At 44.7% G+C, this 16045-nt stretch carries 13 protein-coding genes; 10 read left to right on the top strand and 3 right to left on the bottom strand.

Annotated features, from left to right (window positions below; translation table 11 throughout):
* The first annotated feature begins 33 nt into the window (after nt 1-33).
* The 5 genes from SKC37_RS06305 (at nt 34) to SKC37_RS06285 (ending at nt 8821) form a co-directional block, all read left to right on the top strand.
* The gene (locus SKC37_RS06305; protein WP_377980663.1) at nt 34-2349 is read left to right on the top strand and encodes a TonB-dependent receptor domain-containing protein; all 2316 of its coding nucleotides are present in this window, start codon (nt 34-36) and stop codon (nt 2347-2349) included.
* On the top strand, nt 2346-3479 hold the full coding sequence (locus SKC37_RS06300; protein WP_377980662.1) for a hypothetical protein: 1134 nt from the start codon (nt 2346-2348) through the stop codon (nt 3477-3479). Before SKC37_RS06305 ends, SKC37_RS06300 begins: the two co-directional genes overlap by 4 nt.
* Before the next feature lie 4 nt (nt 3480-3483).
* Entirely contained in the window at nt 3484-4317 is an 834-nt protein-coding gene (locus tag SKC37_RS06295; RefSeq protein ID WP_377980661.1) for a DJ-1/PfpI family protein, read from the top strand.
* 63 nt (nt 4318-4380) lie between these two features.
* Nucleotides 4381-6306: an FG-GAP-like repeat-containing protein gene (locus SKC37_RS06290; protein WP_377980660.1), complete on the top strand. Its 1926-nt coding sequence runs from the start codon at nt 4381-4383 to the stop codon at nt 6304-6306.
* Between the two features lie 37 nt (nt 6307-6343).
* A complete protein-coding gene (locus SKC37_RS06285) occupies nt 6344-8821 on the top strand; it encodes a TonB-dependent receptor (protein ID WP_377980659.1) in 2478 nt (825 codons plus the stop codon).
* A gap of 19 nt (nt 8822-8840) precedes the next feature.
* On the opposite strand, the gene SKC37_RS06280 is transcribed toward SKC37_RS06285, so the two are convergent.
* Nucleotides 8841-9500, bottom strand: coding sequence for a 5-oxoprolinase subunit PxpA (locus SKC37_RS06280; RefSeq protein WP_377980658.1), 660 nt, complete (start codon nt 9498-9500; stop codon nt 8841-8843).
* Between the two features lie 126 nt (nt 9501-9626).
* Here SKC37_RS06280 and SKC37_RS06275 point away from each other — a divergent pair, with 126 nt between their 5' ends.
* The gene (locus tag SKC37_RS06275; RefSeq protein WP_377980657.1) at nt 9627-9995 is read left to right on the top strand and encodes a four helix bundle protein; all 369 of its coding nucleotides are present in this window, start codon (nt 9627-9629) and stop codon (nt 9993-9995) included.
* Between the two features lie 267 nt (nt 9996-10262).
* On the opposite strand, the gene SKC37_RS06270 is transcribed toward SKC37_RS06275, so the two are convergent.
* Together SKC37_RS06270 and pdhA are read right to left on the bottom strand one after the other, a co-directional pair.
* Nucleotides 10263-10772, bottom strand: a complete 510-nt coding sequence (locus tag SKC37_RS06270) for a hypothetical protein (protein ID WP_377980656.1) — start codon at nt 10770-10772, stop codon at nt 10263-10265.
* 191 nt (nt 10773-10963) lie between these two features.
* Nucleotides 10964-11974, bottom strand: coding sequence for a pyruvate dehydrogenase (acetyl-transferring) E1 component subunit alpha (gene pdhA / locus SKC37_RS06265; RefSeq protein ID WP_377980655.1), 1011 nt, complete (start codon nt 11972-11974; stop codon nt 10964-10966).
* 113 nt (nt 11975-12087) lie between these two features.
* Here pdhA and recF point away from each other — a divergent pair, with 113 nt between their 5' ends.
* The 4 genes from recF (at nt 12088) to madM (ending at nt 15989) form a co-directional block, all read left to right on the top strand.
* On the top strand, nt 12088-13170 hold the full coding sequence (recF, locus tag SKC37_RS06260; protein WP_377980654.1) for a DNA replication/repair protein RecF: 1083 nt from the start codon (nt 12088-12090) through the stop codon (nt 13168-13170).
* Nucleotides 13171-13385: 215 nt separating this feature from the next.
* Complete coding sequence (locus tag SKC37_RS06255; protein WP_377980653.1) at nt 13386-14870, top strand: acyl-CoA synthetase; 1485 nt, start codon at nt 13386-13388, stop codon at nt 14868-14870.
* A gap of 1 nt (nt 14871) precedes the next feature.
* Nucleotides 14872-15231 (top strand): malonate transporter subunit MadL, encoded by a 360-nt coding sequence (gene madL / locus SKC37_RS06250; protein ID WP_269006769.1) that lies wholly within the window; start codon nt 14872-14874, stop codon nt 15229-15231.
* Nucleotides 15231-15989 (top strand): malonate transporter subunit MadM, encoded by a 759-nt coding sequence (gene madM, locus SKC37_RS06245; RefSeq protein WP_377980652.1) that lies wholly within the window; start codon nt 15231-15233, stop codon nt 15987-15989. The genes madL and madM overlap by 1 nt, the downstream gene beginning before the upstream one ends.
* Nucleotides 15990-16045: the final 56 nt, after the last annotated feature.

The following is a 16045-nucleotide window of genomic DNA, read 5'->3' as shown; positions in this document are numbered from 1 at the left end:
GTCATGGGCATTACTCATTTTAATTAATTATACATGAAACAGCTATTAATAGCGGTGTTATTAGGTATAACATCACTAGCGCAAGCGCAAAAAATCAAAGTACTTAATTCGATTACAAACGAGCCTATCGTAGGCGCTAGCCTAAAAAAAGGCGATAAAACAATTTCCATTTCAAATGAAAGAGGGGAATTCCAAGTTAAAGAAAAGGGAGAATTCACAGTAACTGCTTTAGGTTTTAAAGCAGCGAAAACGACTGGGGAGACAAGCCCTATTTTTCTAGAGGAATCCACTCAAACCTTAGAATCAGTCGTGGTGACTGCCTCTCGCCAAGCGGCGACGCGTGCGGAGACGCCCGTAGCCATTCATAAAATTGGTTCTGCGCTTATTCAAGACACGAAGGCACTTCAATTAACGGAGATTATCAATAAAGTTCCGGGTGTGGTGATGTTGGATTACCGAAATGAACAACACGGGATGGGTATTCGCCAGCCTTTTGGAACATCTGCTTATTTCTTGTACATGGAAGATGGACTTGCATTGCGTCCTTTGGGGGTATTTAATCACAACGCCTTGATTGAATCGAATCTACAAGGATTGAATTCAGTGGAAGTAATTAAGGGCCCTGCATCCTCTCTTTATGGGCCTGAGGCCGTGGGTGGAGCGATTAACTTGATCACGAAGACGGCACCGGGGATCCCGACGGCACAAGTGGGTTTACAAGTAGATGAGTGGGGATACAACCGCGTGCAGTTCACTGCAGGGGCACAAGTAGGCAAGAAATGGTCGATTATGACGGGCGGTTATGTAGCGCGCCAAAAAGGTTCTTGGGCTTCTAATTCCGATTTCGACAAGTCTTCGATCAACGTACGCTTAGATTATCAATTTACGCCTAAGACGAAACTTTGGGGTTCTTTTGCCTATAATGACTACTTCTCGCAGACGGGTGGTAACATCGACAGTACGGGTTATTATTCCCGCAGCTACAAAAGCCCGGCGGATTTCACTTACCGCTCATCGTTCTCGTCTCGCTCTCGTTTGACGTTAGAGCACAAATGGTCGGATAATGCGAATTCTAGTTTGACTGCTTTTTATCGGGATAATGCCTTAGGCCAAAACCCATCCTATTCGATTTCTTGGACCAGTCCAGCGGTTACGGCGTCAGGACAGATAAACCAAAACAGTTTCAAAAGCTTTGGCTTGATGGGCCAGCACTCGCAAAATTTTGAATTTCTGAACTCAAAATTAGTAGCTGGATTTTTGTTAGATCGCTCGCCTAATGATTATTGGGCTTACAAAATTAACTTAGCGGCGACGCTTCGCCCAGACAAGAAATCGGTGGAGAAATTCACGATTACACAAGTTTTGCCATCGACGTTCTTAGGCAATTATTCGGCGGTGATTTGGAACAAAGCGGCTTACGCACAGTTTGACCTGCATCCAGTAGAGAAATTGCGTCTTTCTTTAGGCGGCCGTTTCGATCAAATGTCCTTTGACTATACGAACTTCATCGACAATTCGACGGGCACAAAAAGCTACGAACAATTCTCGCCTAAGTTAGGGGTCACGTATGAGGCTTCCTCAGCCCTAGGTTTCTATGGTAATTTCTCCAAAGGCTTCTCGCCACCAGCCCTTTCAGCGGTATTCCGCGCGAGACCAGCGGCACAAGCAGCGGCAACAGGGGAGAAATTCTATTTAAGCATTGACCCAGCTGTGTTTTCGAATTACGAAGTGGGAGGTTGGGCATCACTTTGGAAAAATAAGGTCTTCTTTGATTACACATTCTATCGTTTAGAGGGCAATAATGAGCTTCTAGGAATTCGCCAACCGGATAACACGACGGATTATCAATCTGCGGGTAAGACCTTACACGAGGGGATTGAGTACCAAATCACGATCCGCCCGAACGATTCTTGGAACTTCCGCTTTGGAGGAACGAATGCAAAACATACATTTGTGGATTTTGTGTTAAGTACGCGTGCGTCAGACGCATTGAAAAATGTGAATGGAAAAGAGATGCCACAAGCGCCTAACTTCATCGCAAACTCAGAGGTAACGTACAAGTACAAAGGAGCGCGTATTGCCTTAGAATGGCAAAAAATTGGGCCTTGGTTCCAAGATCAAGTAAACAAAGTAAGCTTTGAGGGGGTATCTGTTTTCAATCTAAGAATGGGATATAATTACAAAGCGTATCAATTCTTCACTAACATCTTGAATCTAGGTGATGCTTTATATGCCACAACGGCGACTCGTGGAAATAACGCTACAGATAAATCAACCTATACGCCAGCGGCTCCTCGCACAGTGGTTGCCGGTGTACAAATCGACGTATTCCAACTATTCAAAAAATGAAAAAACTAATCCTTTTGCTCGTTTTCTTTGCGCAGAACTCTTTCGCGCAAACGGTGTCTAATCCTGCTAATCAGGCGTTAGACCCCTCTTTTGCACTGAAATCAAACGGCGATGTCGTTCTATCTTGGGTAGAGAAATCAGCCAATGGGGTTTTGTTCTTTCGAAAAGTCAATCAGGGGCCTGCTGAGCAGGTCCCTATTGATAAAAAAGCGTCAACTCATGCAGAGGGTATGCCTAAACTGGCCTATAAAGCGGATGGCACGTGTATCCTTTTGTATGAGATGAATCGCCCTACAGCAGCGTCTCGATTTAATGGAGATTTGCTATATGCAATGGAGGTGAATGGGGTTTGGCAAAAACCACAACACATTCACAAAGATACCGCGGCAGGACTGAGCCACTCGTTTGGGAAGATCATTTCTCTGCCGAATGGTCAGGTGGGCGCGTATTGGTTAGATGTGAAAGTAGGGCCAAAAGGCCGGACGCTGGTTACGGCTTCTACTGCGCCTGGTTTAGGTTTTGGGGACATGAAAATTCTCGACAAACAAACCTGCGAATGTTGCCGGATTGATGCATTAGCCGATGCAAAAGGAAATGTTGATGTGATTTACCGCGATCTGAACGACAAAGGAGAACGCGATATGGGGTACATTCATTCCAATGATTTTGGCAAAACCTATTCAGAATCAGTACCCTTGTATGAAGATCACTGGAAAGTAAATGCGTGTCCTCACGCAGGTCCATCTTTAGTTCGTGGGTCAAAAGACCTAGAAGCCGCTTGGTATACCGGCGCAGAAGGTTCTTCTGGCGTAAAATGGGCGTTTCAAGGATCTAAAAAGATGATTCTCCATTTACCTGGTGATAAAATCAGGATGCCGCAGTTAGCCTCGAATCCGAAAGGCGAAACGGCACTCGTTTTCGCCGAAATCAAGCAAGAGGGCGATCGTTATTACAAGCAAATTGGCTTCGTCGTAAAGGATTTGTCTGGAAAACTGACCAAATCCTATGTTTCAGACCCTGCCTTTGATTGCTCTTATCCAGCGATTATTTGGGGTGGAAAATCCTGGATCATTGCTTACGAGGCGGCTAAGGAGGAGGTAAATCAAGTGGTTCAAGTTATTGCAAAATAAATATATGAGAGTCTTAATCGTATTATTTCTATTCATTCATTCTTTTTTGTTACAGGCACAAAAGGATACGACAAAATTAAACGTGGCCATCTTCTTGTATCCAGGCGTCGAGCTGTTGGATTTTGCGGGTCCATTAGAAGTGCTTGCTAATGCAAAAGATATGCAGGTTTTTACCGTTGCAGCAGATACAGGGAAGCTTTATTCCATGCGTAAATCGCTTACTATACTTCCTGATTATAACTTCAAAACAGTTCCCAAAGTAGATATATTAGTCATTCCTGGTGCAGGCGAATCTTTAATGGCTGCAGTCAATAAGCCCGAGAATATTGCTTGGATTAATTCAGTCTATGCTTCGTCTAAAATGGCTATGTCGATTTGTACCGGTGCCGCTTTTTTTGCCAAAGCGGGAATCTTAGATGGAAAAAAAGCGACTACGCACTGGGGGGCGACCCATATGTTGCAGGAGTATGCTCCTAAATCTACTATTCTAGACAATGCTCGGTTTGTATTGGATGGGAAGTTACTAACAACCGCAGGTGTTTCCGCAGGCCTGGATGGAGCCTTGTTTTTAGTCAATGAGTTACGAGGTTCTGCAGAAGCGCAGAAAATTGCAAGAGCGATCGAATATGATAAATGGGATCCATCTGCCGGGTTTATTGTAGGGAAATCGATAGCTAAGGTTAGTCCAAAATCACATAAGGTCTTAGATCCTATTTGTAAAATGAAATTAACATCTGAAGATGTTTTCATCACCAAGGTATATGGAAATCAATCAGTTTCTTTTTGTTCTGCCCATTGCCAAGAAATGTATGAGGCAGACTTAAAATCAAAAAAGTAGTAATTGGCCGATTTTCTACCCATTTAAGTTATTTGTTCTAGGTCCGTTGCTATCTTTGATTTTATGAGGAAATCCGGATGGGTCTTTTTGGTTTTTTGTTGTGCATTTCACCTGAAAGCGCAGCAGATCTCCTTTGACCAAATCACTAATCTCCCTGTTTCTGGATTAAAAAATCCTTGGGCGGGTGGAATTAATTCGGTGCAATTTTTTCCCATTGACCTCGATGGCGACGCCCGGGAAGACCTCGTCGTTTTCGATCGCAGTGCGCAACATTTGAAGACTTTTTTAAGAAACGCCTCCGGTAGTTTTACGTATTCCCCCGGCTATCAAAAACGGTTTCCACTCATCGAGAATTGGATGAATTTGTTGGATTACGATGGGGATGGGGACAAAGATTTGTTTACCTCCACTCCGGGTGGGATTCAGGTATATCCGAACGTCGGTAATAATTTCCCTAAGTCAACAGGCACCCTCAAATCTACCGGCCTCAATGGCCTCATCAATATCTACGTCAGTGCAACAGATATTCCCGCCATAGCGGATATCGATGGGGATGGAGATTTAGATATTTTAGCTTTTGAATCTTCGGGGCATTTTATCACGTATTATGAGAATACGGGAGATTTGAAATATGTCACCAAGTCCCTGAATTGGGGCAATTTCTTTTTGAATGATTGCCAGGATATTACGTTTGGGGTGGTTCCAGAATCTGTTTTAAGCACGCAATCCACTGCGGCAGTGCAACATGCCGGAAGTACGTTAGCCCTTTGGGATCCGGATAAAAATGGCATTTATGATCTGATTATAGGGCATGTGAATTGTTCTAGCTTTCTATGGATGAAAAATGAGGGGACTCGCGGGAAACCGAAGTTCCGTTCTGTCGATTATAATTTTCCTGCTGGAGCGCCTCATTCGGTTCCGTCACTTGCCAGCGGATCCCCCATTGATTTGGATGGCGATGGCTTTCTGGATTTAATCGCGTCGTCTCATTTGCCAGATCTGAATCCGGCTTTAGAAACGGCCTCTTATTACCGGTCTGAAAATGGCGCTTTGGTGCTAAAAACCAAGGCCTTTCTGCAAGAAGAAATGATTGACGTGGGCGATAATGCCTCGCCTGTGTTCTTTGATGTGGAGGGAGATGGCGATCTGGATTTATTGATTGGAAGTGGCAGTGTCACTTTTTATGAAAATGTGAATGGGACATTAACGTTGAAAACCCGCGATTTTTTGCCTTTAGCCGGAGTTTCTGGTATACAATTACAAGTTGTGAATGGTCGCCTGATGCTGTATTATATAAAGGGTTCAGCCGTATTTTATCGGATCTATTCAGGAGGGCAGCTAGGTGAAGAAAAGGCGTTGAATGTCGTGAGTCTCCGTGAAACGCCTCGTCTTTATGATATCAACCAGGATGGATCGCTGGAACTTGTGGTCTTGGATTATTTAGGATGTACTCGGGTGTATGATTGGTCGGATTTGGCCAAACCTTACCAGCGAATCGAAACCCTTTTTCGCGGTATAGCCTATGCAGATATCACGGGAGATGGCAATGCAGAGCAAATCACCCTTGATGCTTCAGGTTATCTATATGTGTCCGGTTTAGGGCTAGAAGTACAGCGTTTGCCTTTTCAAGTAGGCCAAAATGCCCAGATCACCACCGCTGATTTCAATCGTGACGGTAAAGTCGATATTGTTGTCGGACTCGCTTCTGGAGGAGTTCAATTGTTCCAAAACACCTCGGACATTATCGTTCCCTCGGAGGAATTGTATGTGTGGCCTAACCCTGCGTCATCGCTGATTAATATTCGAGTGAAAAATGCAGGAACTTTACATTGGTTTGATATTTCTGGACGCGTTTTAGGCGGTGCGATTTCGGTCGATGCCGGGGAAACCTTGCGCATTCCTGCGCCTCTTCCAGGGGCTGGGAATTACCTATTGAAATATGAATCCGTTAAAGGCTCTGTTACACAAAAGGTGTTGATTCAGCCTTAATTTGAAACAATTCTTGTCATTTAGGTGTTTAGCAAAAATGAAACAAACTCTACTTTTACTGCTTTTTTCTTTTTCGGTTTTGGCCCAAAACAACGGCCGCATCTCCGGAAAAATCGTTGATCAATTAACGCAAAAGCCGATTGCTGGGGTTTCTGTGACGCTGGATGGTTCTACAAAAGGTGTTAATGCAGATGATAAAGGAACGTTTCGTTTAACAGGTTTGGCCCTGAAAACATTCAACATTTCATTCTCCGCAGTAGGCTATGAGAAATACACCGCTTTTAACGTGATTGTCAATGCGGGTAATGAAAATTTCTTGAATATTGAATTACTCCCATCAAATCAACAATTAACGGAGGTCGTAGTCACCCAAAACCGCCGCACCGCTAAAGCCGCTACTCTCGAATCACCACTCAGCGTACAACGTTTGACAGCGGAAGAAATCAAGAGCAACCCAGGTGGAAACTTCGATGTCAGCAAAGTAATTCAAACCCTACCCGGAGTAGGCGGAGGCCCACAAGGCGGAGGCTTCAGAAACGACATCATCATCCGTGGTGGTGGCCCAAACGAAAACGTCTATTATTTAGATGGAATTGAAATTCCCGTATTAAATCACTTTCAAACACAGGGTAGCAGCGGAGGCCCGCAAGGAATGCTAAACGTGTCTTTCATCGAAGATGTAAAACTGAGTTCTTCTGCCTTTGACGCGCGTTATGATAACACCCTAAGTTCCGTTTTTCAGTTCAAACAACGCACCGGTAACCCGAATAAATTCCAAGGTAATGCGCGTCTAAGCGCGACTGAATTCGCTTTAACGACAGAGGGGCCACTTTCTAAATCCGGAAAGACCACTTTTTTAGCCTCTGTTCGCCGCTCGTATTTGCAATTCCTTTTTCAAGCTTTAGATATTCCCATTCGCCCGAATTTCTGGGACGGACAGTTTAAAATCACGAAGCAAATCAATTCAACGACCACCCTATCATTGATGGGATTGGGGGCGATTGATGACTTCTCTTTTGGGACACTGAAAAAAGCCACGCCAGAAAAATTGTATATCTATAATTCAAATCCGCTGATCAATCAGTGGAATTATACGCTAGGGATGTCGCTGAAGAAGTTATTGGATAATGGCTATGTGAATGTCGCTCTTTCAAGAAACGTGTTTGACAATAATTTCTTGCGTTATGAGGACAATTTAAAGAAAGATCCCTCAGAATTAAACTTTGATTATTCGTCCCGCGAAACGGAAAATAAGTTGCGCGTAGACGTAAACAAGAATACAAATGGCTGGAAGATCAATTATGGACTTTCTGCGCAATTCGTGGAATATGCGAATAGTACCTACCAAGTTTTGAATAATACGACCGCGAGTCCTGCGGTGCGTTTAGCTTATCCTACGACCACTATTTCATATACAAGCCCGTTGAATTCGCTCTGGAAATACGGTGCGTTTACACAAGTTTCGAAGACCTTTTTTGATTCCAAATTAGGATTAAGTGCTGGCCTTCGCACCGATATGAATAGCTTCACAACGACGGGAATGGATCCTTTTGAAACTATCTCCCCTCGTGTTTCAGCTAGCTACGTATTATCTGAAAAATGGACGGCTAATGCTTCCGTGGGTCGCTACTTTAAATTAGCGCCGTATACGATTTTAGGTTATGCTACCAGACCCCCTTATTACTTGTTGAGTTCTAGCTTTGCGCTTCTTCAGCCTAGCCTTATGAATCAAGACGCGAAATACCAGCAAAGTGATCATTACGTTGCAGGTCTTGAATATTTACATGACGAATCTTTGCGTTTCACAGCGGAAGCATTCGTTAAGGAATATGCGAATGTGCCTATTTCAAATGCTAAAGGGATATCTTTAGCAAATTTAGGGGGTGACTTCAACATTCTAGGTAACGAAGATGTCACGACTACGGGTAAAGGTCGTGCCTATGGTTTTGAGTTATTCGCCCAAAAGAAATTGACCGACAAATCGTTCGGAATCTTGTCTTACACCTATTACCGCAGTATGTACAGTGGTTTTGATGGCAATTTAATAGCTTCTAGTTGGGATAACCAACACTTGTTAAGTGTGACATGGGGCTATAAATTCCCGCGCAACTGGGAGTTAGGTCTTCGTTTTCGTTACCAAGGAGGCGCACCCTACACACCTTATGATGAAACTACGTCCAAGTCAAGTTACCTGACATTAGGCCAGGGAACCTTTGATTATTCGCGTCTCAATACACAACGTCTACCGAACTTCCATTCGAGTGATGTGCGTATAGACAAGAAATACAATTTGAAGAAAACGACCATCGATTTGTTCCTAGACGTGACCAATTGGTACATCGCCATGAATCCAGGAATTCCCACGTACACGTTCAAGCGTTTAGAGGATAACTCAGCCTTTGCGACGACGAATGGTTTGCCAATTGCGAAAGACGGCAGCAACGCCATTCCTACCCAATTCTTGAATGACAAGGCGCAGGTAACGCCTACGATTGGATTTATTGTAGAGTTTTAAAGGTAATTAGCGCTTCGTTTTATAAAAGGCGCTTCGCGTTCAGTGCTTTCGCGAACTCCAACGCATGAGGGCCATCACCGTGGATACACCAGGTGTCGGCCTTTATTTTTTCCACCTGATTAAGGACATCTTGTACGTCTGTAAAGCAAGCTCCAGGCTGACTGCGCGGAGTTAAGGAACCATCGTTCTCATAGCGGCGATCTGCGAAAGCCTCTTCTGCTGTTTGTAGACCCATTGCCTTTGCTACCTCGATCGACTGGCTGCCTTTCAGTCCGAATAAGATAAAGTCTCCACTCACATCCTTTACCGCTTTCGCAATAGCCTTTGCGACATCAGGATTTTTAGCCGAAGTATTATACAAAGCACCGTGTGGCTTCACGTGATTTAGCGTTCCACCTGCAGTTTTTACGATTTGATTCAGCGTCTCTATCTGCTTTTTCACCAGCAAATAGATCTCCTCTGGGCTCAGTTCAATTTCTTTTCGCCCAAAATTCTCTCGATCTAAATAGGACGGATGTGCTCCCATTTTTACGCCATAGCGTATACACAAAGCTACCGTTTCGCGCATGGTAAACGCATCCCCGGCATGAAATCCACAGGCAATATTTGCTTCGTCGATGTAGGGCATGAGTGTGGCATCATTTCCAATGCCTTCGCCGAGGTCGCAGTTTAGAGTCATATTTAGTCGCTGCTTCGCAGCTTAGTCAAAGAGTCATCGCTTCGCGATTTAGTCGTCTTTCGGACTTAGTCGTTTATCAAGTTGCTGTTACAATAATAGCTAAAAATCGTGTAATCTTGATGAACTATGAGAATATACCACTTTGAAGAAATTGAGGCTTGGAAAAAGTCTCAAATCGTCGCGATTGAGATTTATAAAGTGCTTCAGTTAAATGTAGATTATGGATTCAAAAACCAGATCCATCGGGCTGTAATCTCCATTTCAAATAATATAGCGGAGGGTTTTGAAAGAGGTTCAGATGCGGATTTTCGACGCTTTTTGTTTATTGCATTAGGGTCATCTAGTGAGGTAAAATCGATGCTTTATATTGCTTGCCAGTTAAATTATATAACACAACAAGAGTCTAATCAATTGCAAAAAGATTTAGTTGAAATTTCTTTACTAATTAAAGGCTTCATTCGAATTCTTGATAAAAGCGGGCCTCGATTGAATTGACTAAATCGCGAAGCGATGACTAAGACGAAGTCGACTAAGCGCGAAGCCACGACTGACGCAGTCCTGACTAAGCTGCGTAGCAGCGACTTAGTCCGTAGGACGACTGTCGCGAAGCAACTTAAAAAAAGCCTGTGTTTCCACAAGCTCGTTCATTTAAAATTCCGGTAGGCCTAGCCTAAAATGATGTCTTTTTTCATGATATGGGTTTTTAAATACTAGTAAACCTTCCTTAAAGGTAATCATTAATTTATCAATTGATCTACACTACTACACTTTTAATTCCACACTATTTCCAGATAAAAATTTACCTGAACTGATTCGATCTTTACTAGGGTAATCTTGTACAAAAACCTTATTGAAGCCGGATAAGGCATGTTTTGCAATAATCGTTAATCTAATAAAGGACGATTCATCTAACCAGGTTTCTTCTAAAGGCTCAATTGTTCGGATACGGACTGCGTGCAAAGAAAATTGATCTGTATCTCTTTCGCGTGGGACATAAGCGATAAAATTGTCTTTTAGCTTAATATCTCGACCTTGTAAATTGCTTCCGTTAAACGTACCTACTGGTTTATAGAAAGTGAGTTCGATGTGCACATCAAAAATTTCAGAGTTCGTTAAGTTGACGAACTTGAACAAGTAATTTTGTTCTCCATTAAAACGGATTCGGCTGATCTGGTTCGAAATGAGAATTTTAGGTTTCTTATTGAGTAAAAAGAAGACTAAAAACAAATAGGACGACAGTAGTCCTGCTGCGATACTTAAGATAAAATTCATAGTGGTTATTTTTTCAAAGGTATTCCAATTTCACCTTCTTTCAATCCTCCACTTTCACTTTATCAACTAATTGATAATCAATAAAAAAGCTCATCCGACTATGCGAATGAGCTTTTGACTTAATGACTAAGCTGCGAAGCAAAGACTTTTTGACTAAATCGCGAAGCGATGACTAAGTCACGCAGTGACGACTATTCCTCGATAAAAGGATAATTTTCTTCGACATACACATCTTTGTAGGCCTCTGATTTATCTGGGAATGGAGATGTTTCTGCGAAATCAACTGATTCTTGAACTTGAACCTTGATTTTTGCATCGATCGCGTCTAATTCTGCTTGCGTTAAGATATTGTGCTCTAAGATCGTGTGTTTCACCTGTTCGATTGGGTCACGGTCCTTGTAAGCCTCTACCTCTTCTTTAGAACGATATTTCTGCGGATCAGACATCGAGTGTCCTCTGTAACGGTAGGTTCTGAATTCTAAGAAAGTAGGACCTTCACCTGCACGAGCACGAGCTGCAGCACGTGAAACTGCCTCGTGAACCGCTTCCACATTCATAGCGTCTACTGGCTCCGATGGCATATCATATGCCTCACCGATTTTATATAATTCGGTTACGTTAGAGGTTCGTTCTACGGAAGTACCCATTGCGTAACCATTGTTTTCAACGACGAAAATCGCTGGTAACTTCCAAAGCATCGCCATGTTAAATGCCTCGTGTAAAGCACCTTGGCGTGTCGCACCGTCACCAAAATACGTGATAGATACGTTACCTGATTTCTTATATTTTTCAGCAAAGGCAAGGCCAGCTCCCATCGGGATTTGGGCTCCTACGATACCGTGGCCTCCTACGAAACCTACTTCTTTGTCGAAGATGTGCATGGAGCCACCTTTCCCTTTAGAAGCACCGGTGATTTTACCGTATAATTCCGCCATAATTGCGTTAGGAGAGGTTCCTAAGGCCAAAGGGATACCGTGATCACGATACGCTGTGATGTATTTATCACCTTCAATTAGAGCAGATTTTGAACCAGAAGAACAAGCCTCTTGTCCAATATATAGGTGACAAAAGCCTTTAATTTTCTGCATTCCGTACAACTGACCGCATTTCTCTTCGAATTTGCGTTGTAATTGCATGGATTCGTACCAAAACTTATAAGTCTCTTTAGAATACTTGGGCGCGTCTGCGTTTTTCTTTGCCATCTTCTTGATAGAATATTTTTAAAGCGGTATGCCGGGTTAATTCCGGCGCTAATCCCTGCAAAATTAGTACAAAATCTTTATTTTTACACGCTTTTAATCGCATTCCTACTTCCATGCATCTCAAATCTCTTCAGGTAAATCAGTTTAAATCCTATGAGGAGGCTAGATTTAGCTTTATTTCGGAGATTAATTGCATTGTGGGGGAGAATGGGATTGGGAAAACGAATCTCTTGGACGCCATCCATTTCCTTTCGATGACGAAAAGTGCGCGGGGAATTTCGGACCAGCTCTGCATCAAGCATACGCAGGAATTTTTCAGAGTGCAGGGAGATTTTGTCGATACGCAGGATCGCGAAACCCAGATTACCTGTGTTTTTCAGAAGGGTGCCAAAAAGCAATTCCTCCGCGATGACAAACCCTATCCCCGCTTAGCGGACCACATCGGCCACTTCCCGGTGGTTTTAATGGATCCACATGACACGGATTTAGTGCGCGAGGGAAGTGAAGAGCGCCGCCGTTTCTTTGACGGGATGATGTCCCAGCTTGACCGCAACTTCCTGGATCAATTATTACGCTATAACCGCATCGTTCAGCAGCGCAACGTATTATTAAAGCAATTCGCAGAACGCGGCCAGGTCGATCGACTACATTTAGATAGTTACCACGCGCCCTTAGTAGAACTGGGGGAATCGCTAGCAAAAGCCCGCAAAGAATTCTTGGAGGTCTTTTTGCCTAGTTTTAAATTTCATTATTCCAAACTTTCAGACGACCGCGAGGACGTCGATATTCAGCTCGAAACCACTTTCGAAGCTGGGGGCTTTGACGCGGCGCTTCGCGCCGCGGAACCGCTGGATTTGTCCGCGCAGCGGACATCCATCGGAATTCATCGAGATGAATTTGAGTTGAAAATCAATGGCTACTCCTTGCGCAAGTTTGGCTCTCAAGGACAGCAAAAATCTTTCGTCGTCGCGCTAAAACTCGCGCAATTCGACTCCCTGGTAGCCGCCAAACCCCGCAAACCCCTCTTGCTCCTCGACGACATCTTCGACAAACTCGATGACCGCCGCATCCAGCGTTTGGTCCAAATGATGGCCGAAGACCACTTTGGCCAAGTCTTCATCACAGATGCCAGACCGGAAAGGACGAAGAAGTTGCTGAAGGATTTGAAGGGGAATATTCATTACATTTCGCTTTAGTCGCCGCTTTGCGGCTTAGTCATCGCTTCGCGATTTAGTCACGACTGTGTCGTTTAGTCGCCGCTTTGCGGCTTAGTCATCGCTTCGCGATTTAGTCGCGACTAAGGCGAAGTCGACTAAGTCACGTAGTGACGACCTTTTGACTAAGTCCGCAGGACGACTAAGCGACAAAGTCGCGACTTATTTCCTATCTTTGAACAAACCTATTCAACCACATGATATCCATTTTTGCCCAAGCTGAAAAGCACCTGGAGAAGACTGCCATAATTTCTGATGGTACAAATTATACTTATTCACAGCTTTTAGACGCCTCGAAAGCCTTCGCTTCGACCTTATTAGATAAAAATACGGACCTAAATGAAGTCCGAGTTGCCTACATGGTGAACCCGGGTTTTGATTATGTGCGGGTGCAGTGGGGGATTTGGCGTGCTGGGGGTGTGGCCGTTCCGCTTTGTTTGACCTATCCGTTGCCCTCTTTGCGCTATACGATTGAGAATTCTGGCTCGAGCATCGTGGTCGTTTCCCCGGAATTTGAAGAACTTTTGAAGCCATTATGCGAAGAGCTAAATTTGCGAATACTCGTCCTATCGACTTCGGACTCACTCCCTTCGGACTCTCTTCCTATTTTCCCTCCTTCCCGCCGCGCCATGATGCTCTATACCTCTGGCACGACGAATTTGCCTAAAGGTGTGGTGTCTACTCATGCGAATTTGAATGCCCAGATTTCGACCTTGATCGATGCTTGGCATTGGAGCGAGAAAGATTATTCGATCTGTATTTTGCCTCTTCACCACATTCACGGGGTGATTAATATCGTTTCTTGCTCGCTTTGGGCGGGGGCGACTTGCCAGTTTTTGCCTAGTTTTTCGGCGGAAGCGTTGTTCGATATTTTCAAAGAAGGTAAGCTAAACGTCTTCATGGCCGTGCCTACGATTTATTATAAACTGATTACGTATTGGGAGTCTTTGGCAGATGTAGACCAAAAAGAGATGACCCGCATCCTATCCAAATTCAGACTCATGATCTCTGGATCTGCTGCGTTGCCGGTTTCGGTGATGGAGCGCTGGAAGACGATTAGCGAACATAGCCTTTTGGAGCGTTATGGCATGACCGAAATCGGGATGGCACTCAGCAATCCCTACGATGGACCTCGTGTGCCAGGTCACGTGGGATATCCGCTTCCGGGCGTTCAGGTGCGTTTAGCGGACGAAGAGAATAACGTAATTCCGGGTACAGAGATAGGAGAGATTCAGGTCAAAGGGCCAAACGTCTTCAACGAATACTGGCAAAAACCAGAGTCCACCGCGGAGTCATTTACCAAGGATGGCTTCTTCAAAACCGGCGACATCGCGACGATGGACGAACTGGGAGGCTACCGGATTTTGGGCCGAAACTCCGTCGACATTATTAAATCTGGAGGCTATAAAATTTCCGCTTTGGAAATCGAAGAAGTCCTCCGCACCTACCCTGGAATCGACGATTGCTGCGTCGTAGGAGTCGAAAATGACGAATGGGGCGAGCTCGTAAGCGCCGCCATCGTCTGCCAAGATGATTTCGACACAAAAGCCTTAAATGCCTGGATGCGTGAGCAAATGCCCGCGTACAAAACCCCTCGAGCCTACCACCGTTTGCCTGAATTGCCACGCAACGCGATGGGAAAAGTCACCAAAAAAGACGTTGTTAACCTAATCAAAAACTAATATGCTATTACGCGGAGTTGCCTTATTAGCCGCCTGTTTCGTTGCAGGCCAAATCCTAGGGGAAACCCTCGGTCGCCTTTTGGGGATCCAAGCAAACGTAGGAGGTGTCGGATTTGCGATGCTTTTCCTGATTTTATCCCAAAACGAGCTCGAAAAACGCGGTCTCTTCCACCTCGAAATGGGTGAGGGCGTACACTTTTGGTCCAAAATGTACATCCCCATCATCGTGGCCATGTCATCCGTCCAAAACGTCCGCGTCGCCTTCTCTAACGGCCTACTCGCCCTTTTGGCAGGCATCATCCCCGTCATCGCCTGCCTCGCTCTAATGCCCCTTTTATCCAAATTAGCGCCCAAAGACTAATGGAATACATCATCACTTTCCTCGACAAAAACGGCCTAGTCTTCGCGTTCCTCGTAACGGGCTTTATCATGTTTTTTTCAGAGGGTATCTCTAAAACCCTGACCCGCGGCAAAATCCCCGGCTCCGCCATTTCCATCTTCATGGGCTTAGTTTTGGCCTATTTCGCTGGCCTCGAAACTTTGGGCAAAAAAGGCATCGCCGACATCCCCGGCTTCTCCGGCTTTGATCTCTTGGGCGGCCCCATGTTCCGCGACTTTGCTATCGTCTCTACCGCGATGGGCGCGAGCTTCGCCATCATCAAAAAGACCGGCCCCATCGGAGTACTATCTTTATTTTTAGGTGTCATCATCTCGTTTGCAGCCGGCGTCATCATCGCCTATGCCATGGGAATCACAGACGCCGAAAGCCTCACCACCATCGGTGCCGGCGCCTGCACTTTCGTCGTAGGTCCCGTAACCGGAACCGCCTTAGGGGCAAGTTCAGACATCATTGCCATCAGTATCGCGGCTGGTGTAGTAAAATCGATTTTGGTCACGATCGGAACCCCATTAATCGCGCCATACATTGGTTTAAAGACGCCCCAATCGGCGATGATTTTTGGTGGACTCATGGGAACTACCAGCGGAACAGCTGCCGGTCTCGCTGCCACAGATCCTAAATTAGTTCCTTATGGAGCCATGACTGCTACTTTCTACACCGGATTGGGTTGTTTGATGTGTCCGTCGGTGTTGTATTTTTTGATGCGAGCAATTCTTTAAAAGAAAGCACAAAGCATAAAGCACAAAGAATAAAGTTGGAGTCCCCGCAGGGGACG

Origin of the sequence: Aquirufa esocilacus (assembly GCF_042715595.1) — a bacterium.
Taxonomy (GTDB): Bacteria; Bacteroidota; Bacteroidia; order Cytophagales; family Spirosomataceae; genus Aquirufa; species Aquirufa esocilacus.
This window is presented reverse-complemented; position numbering and strand designations above follow the sequence as displayed.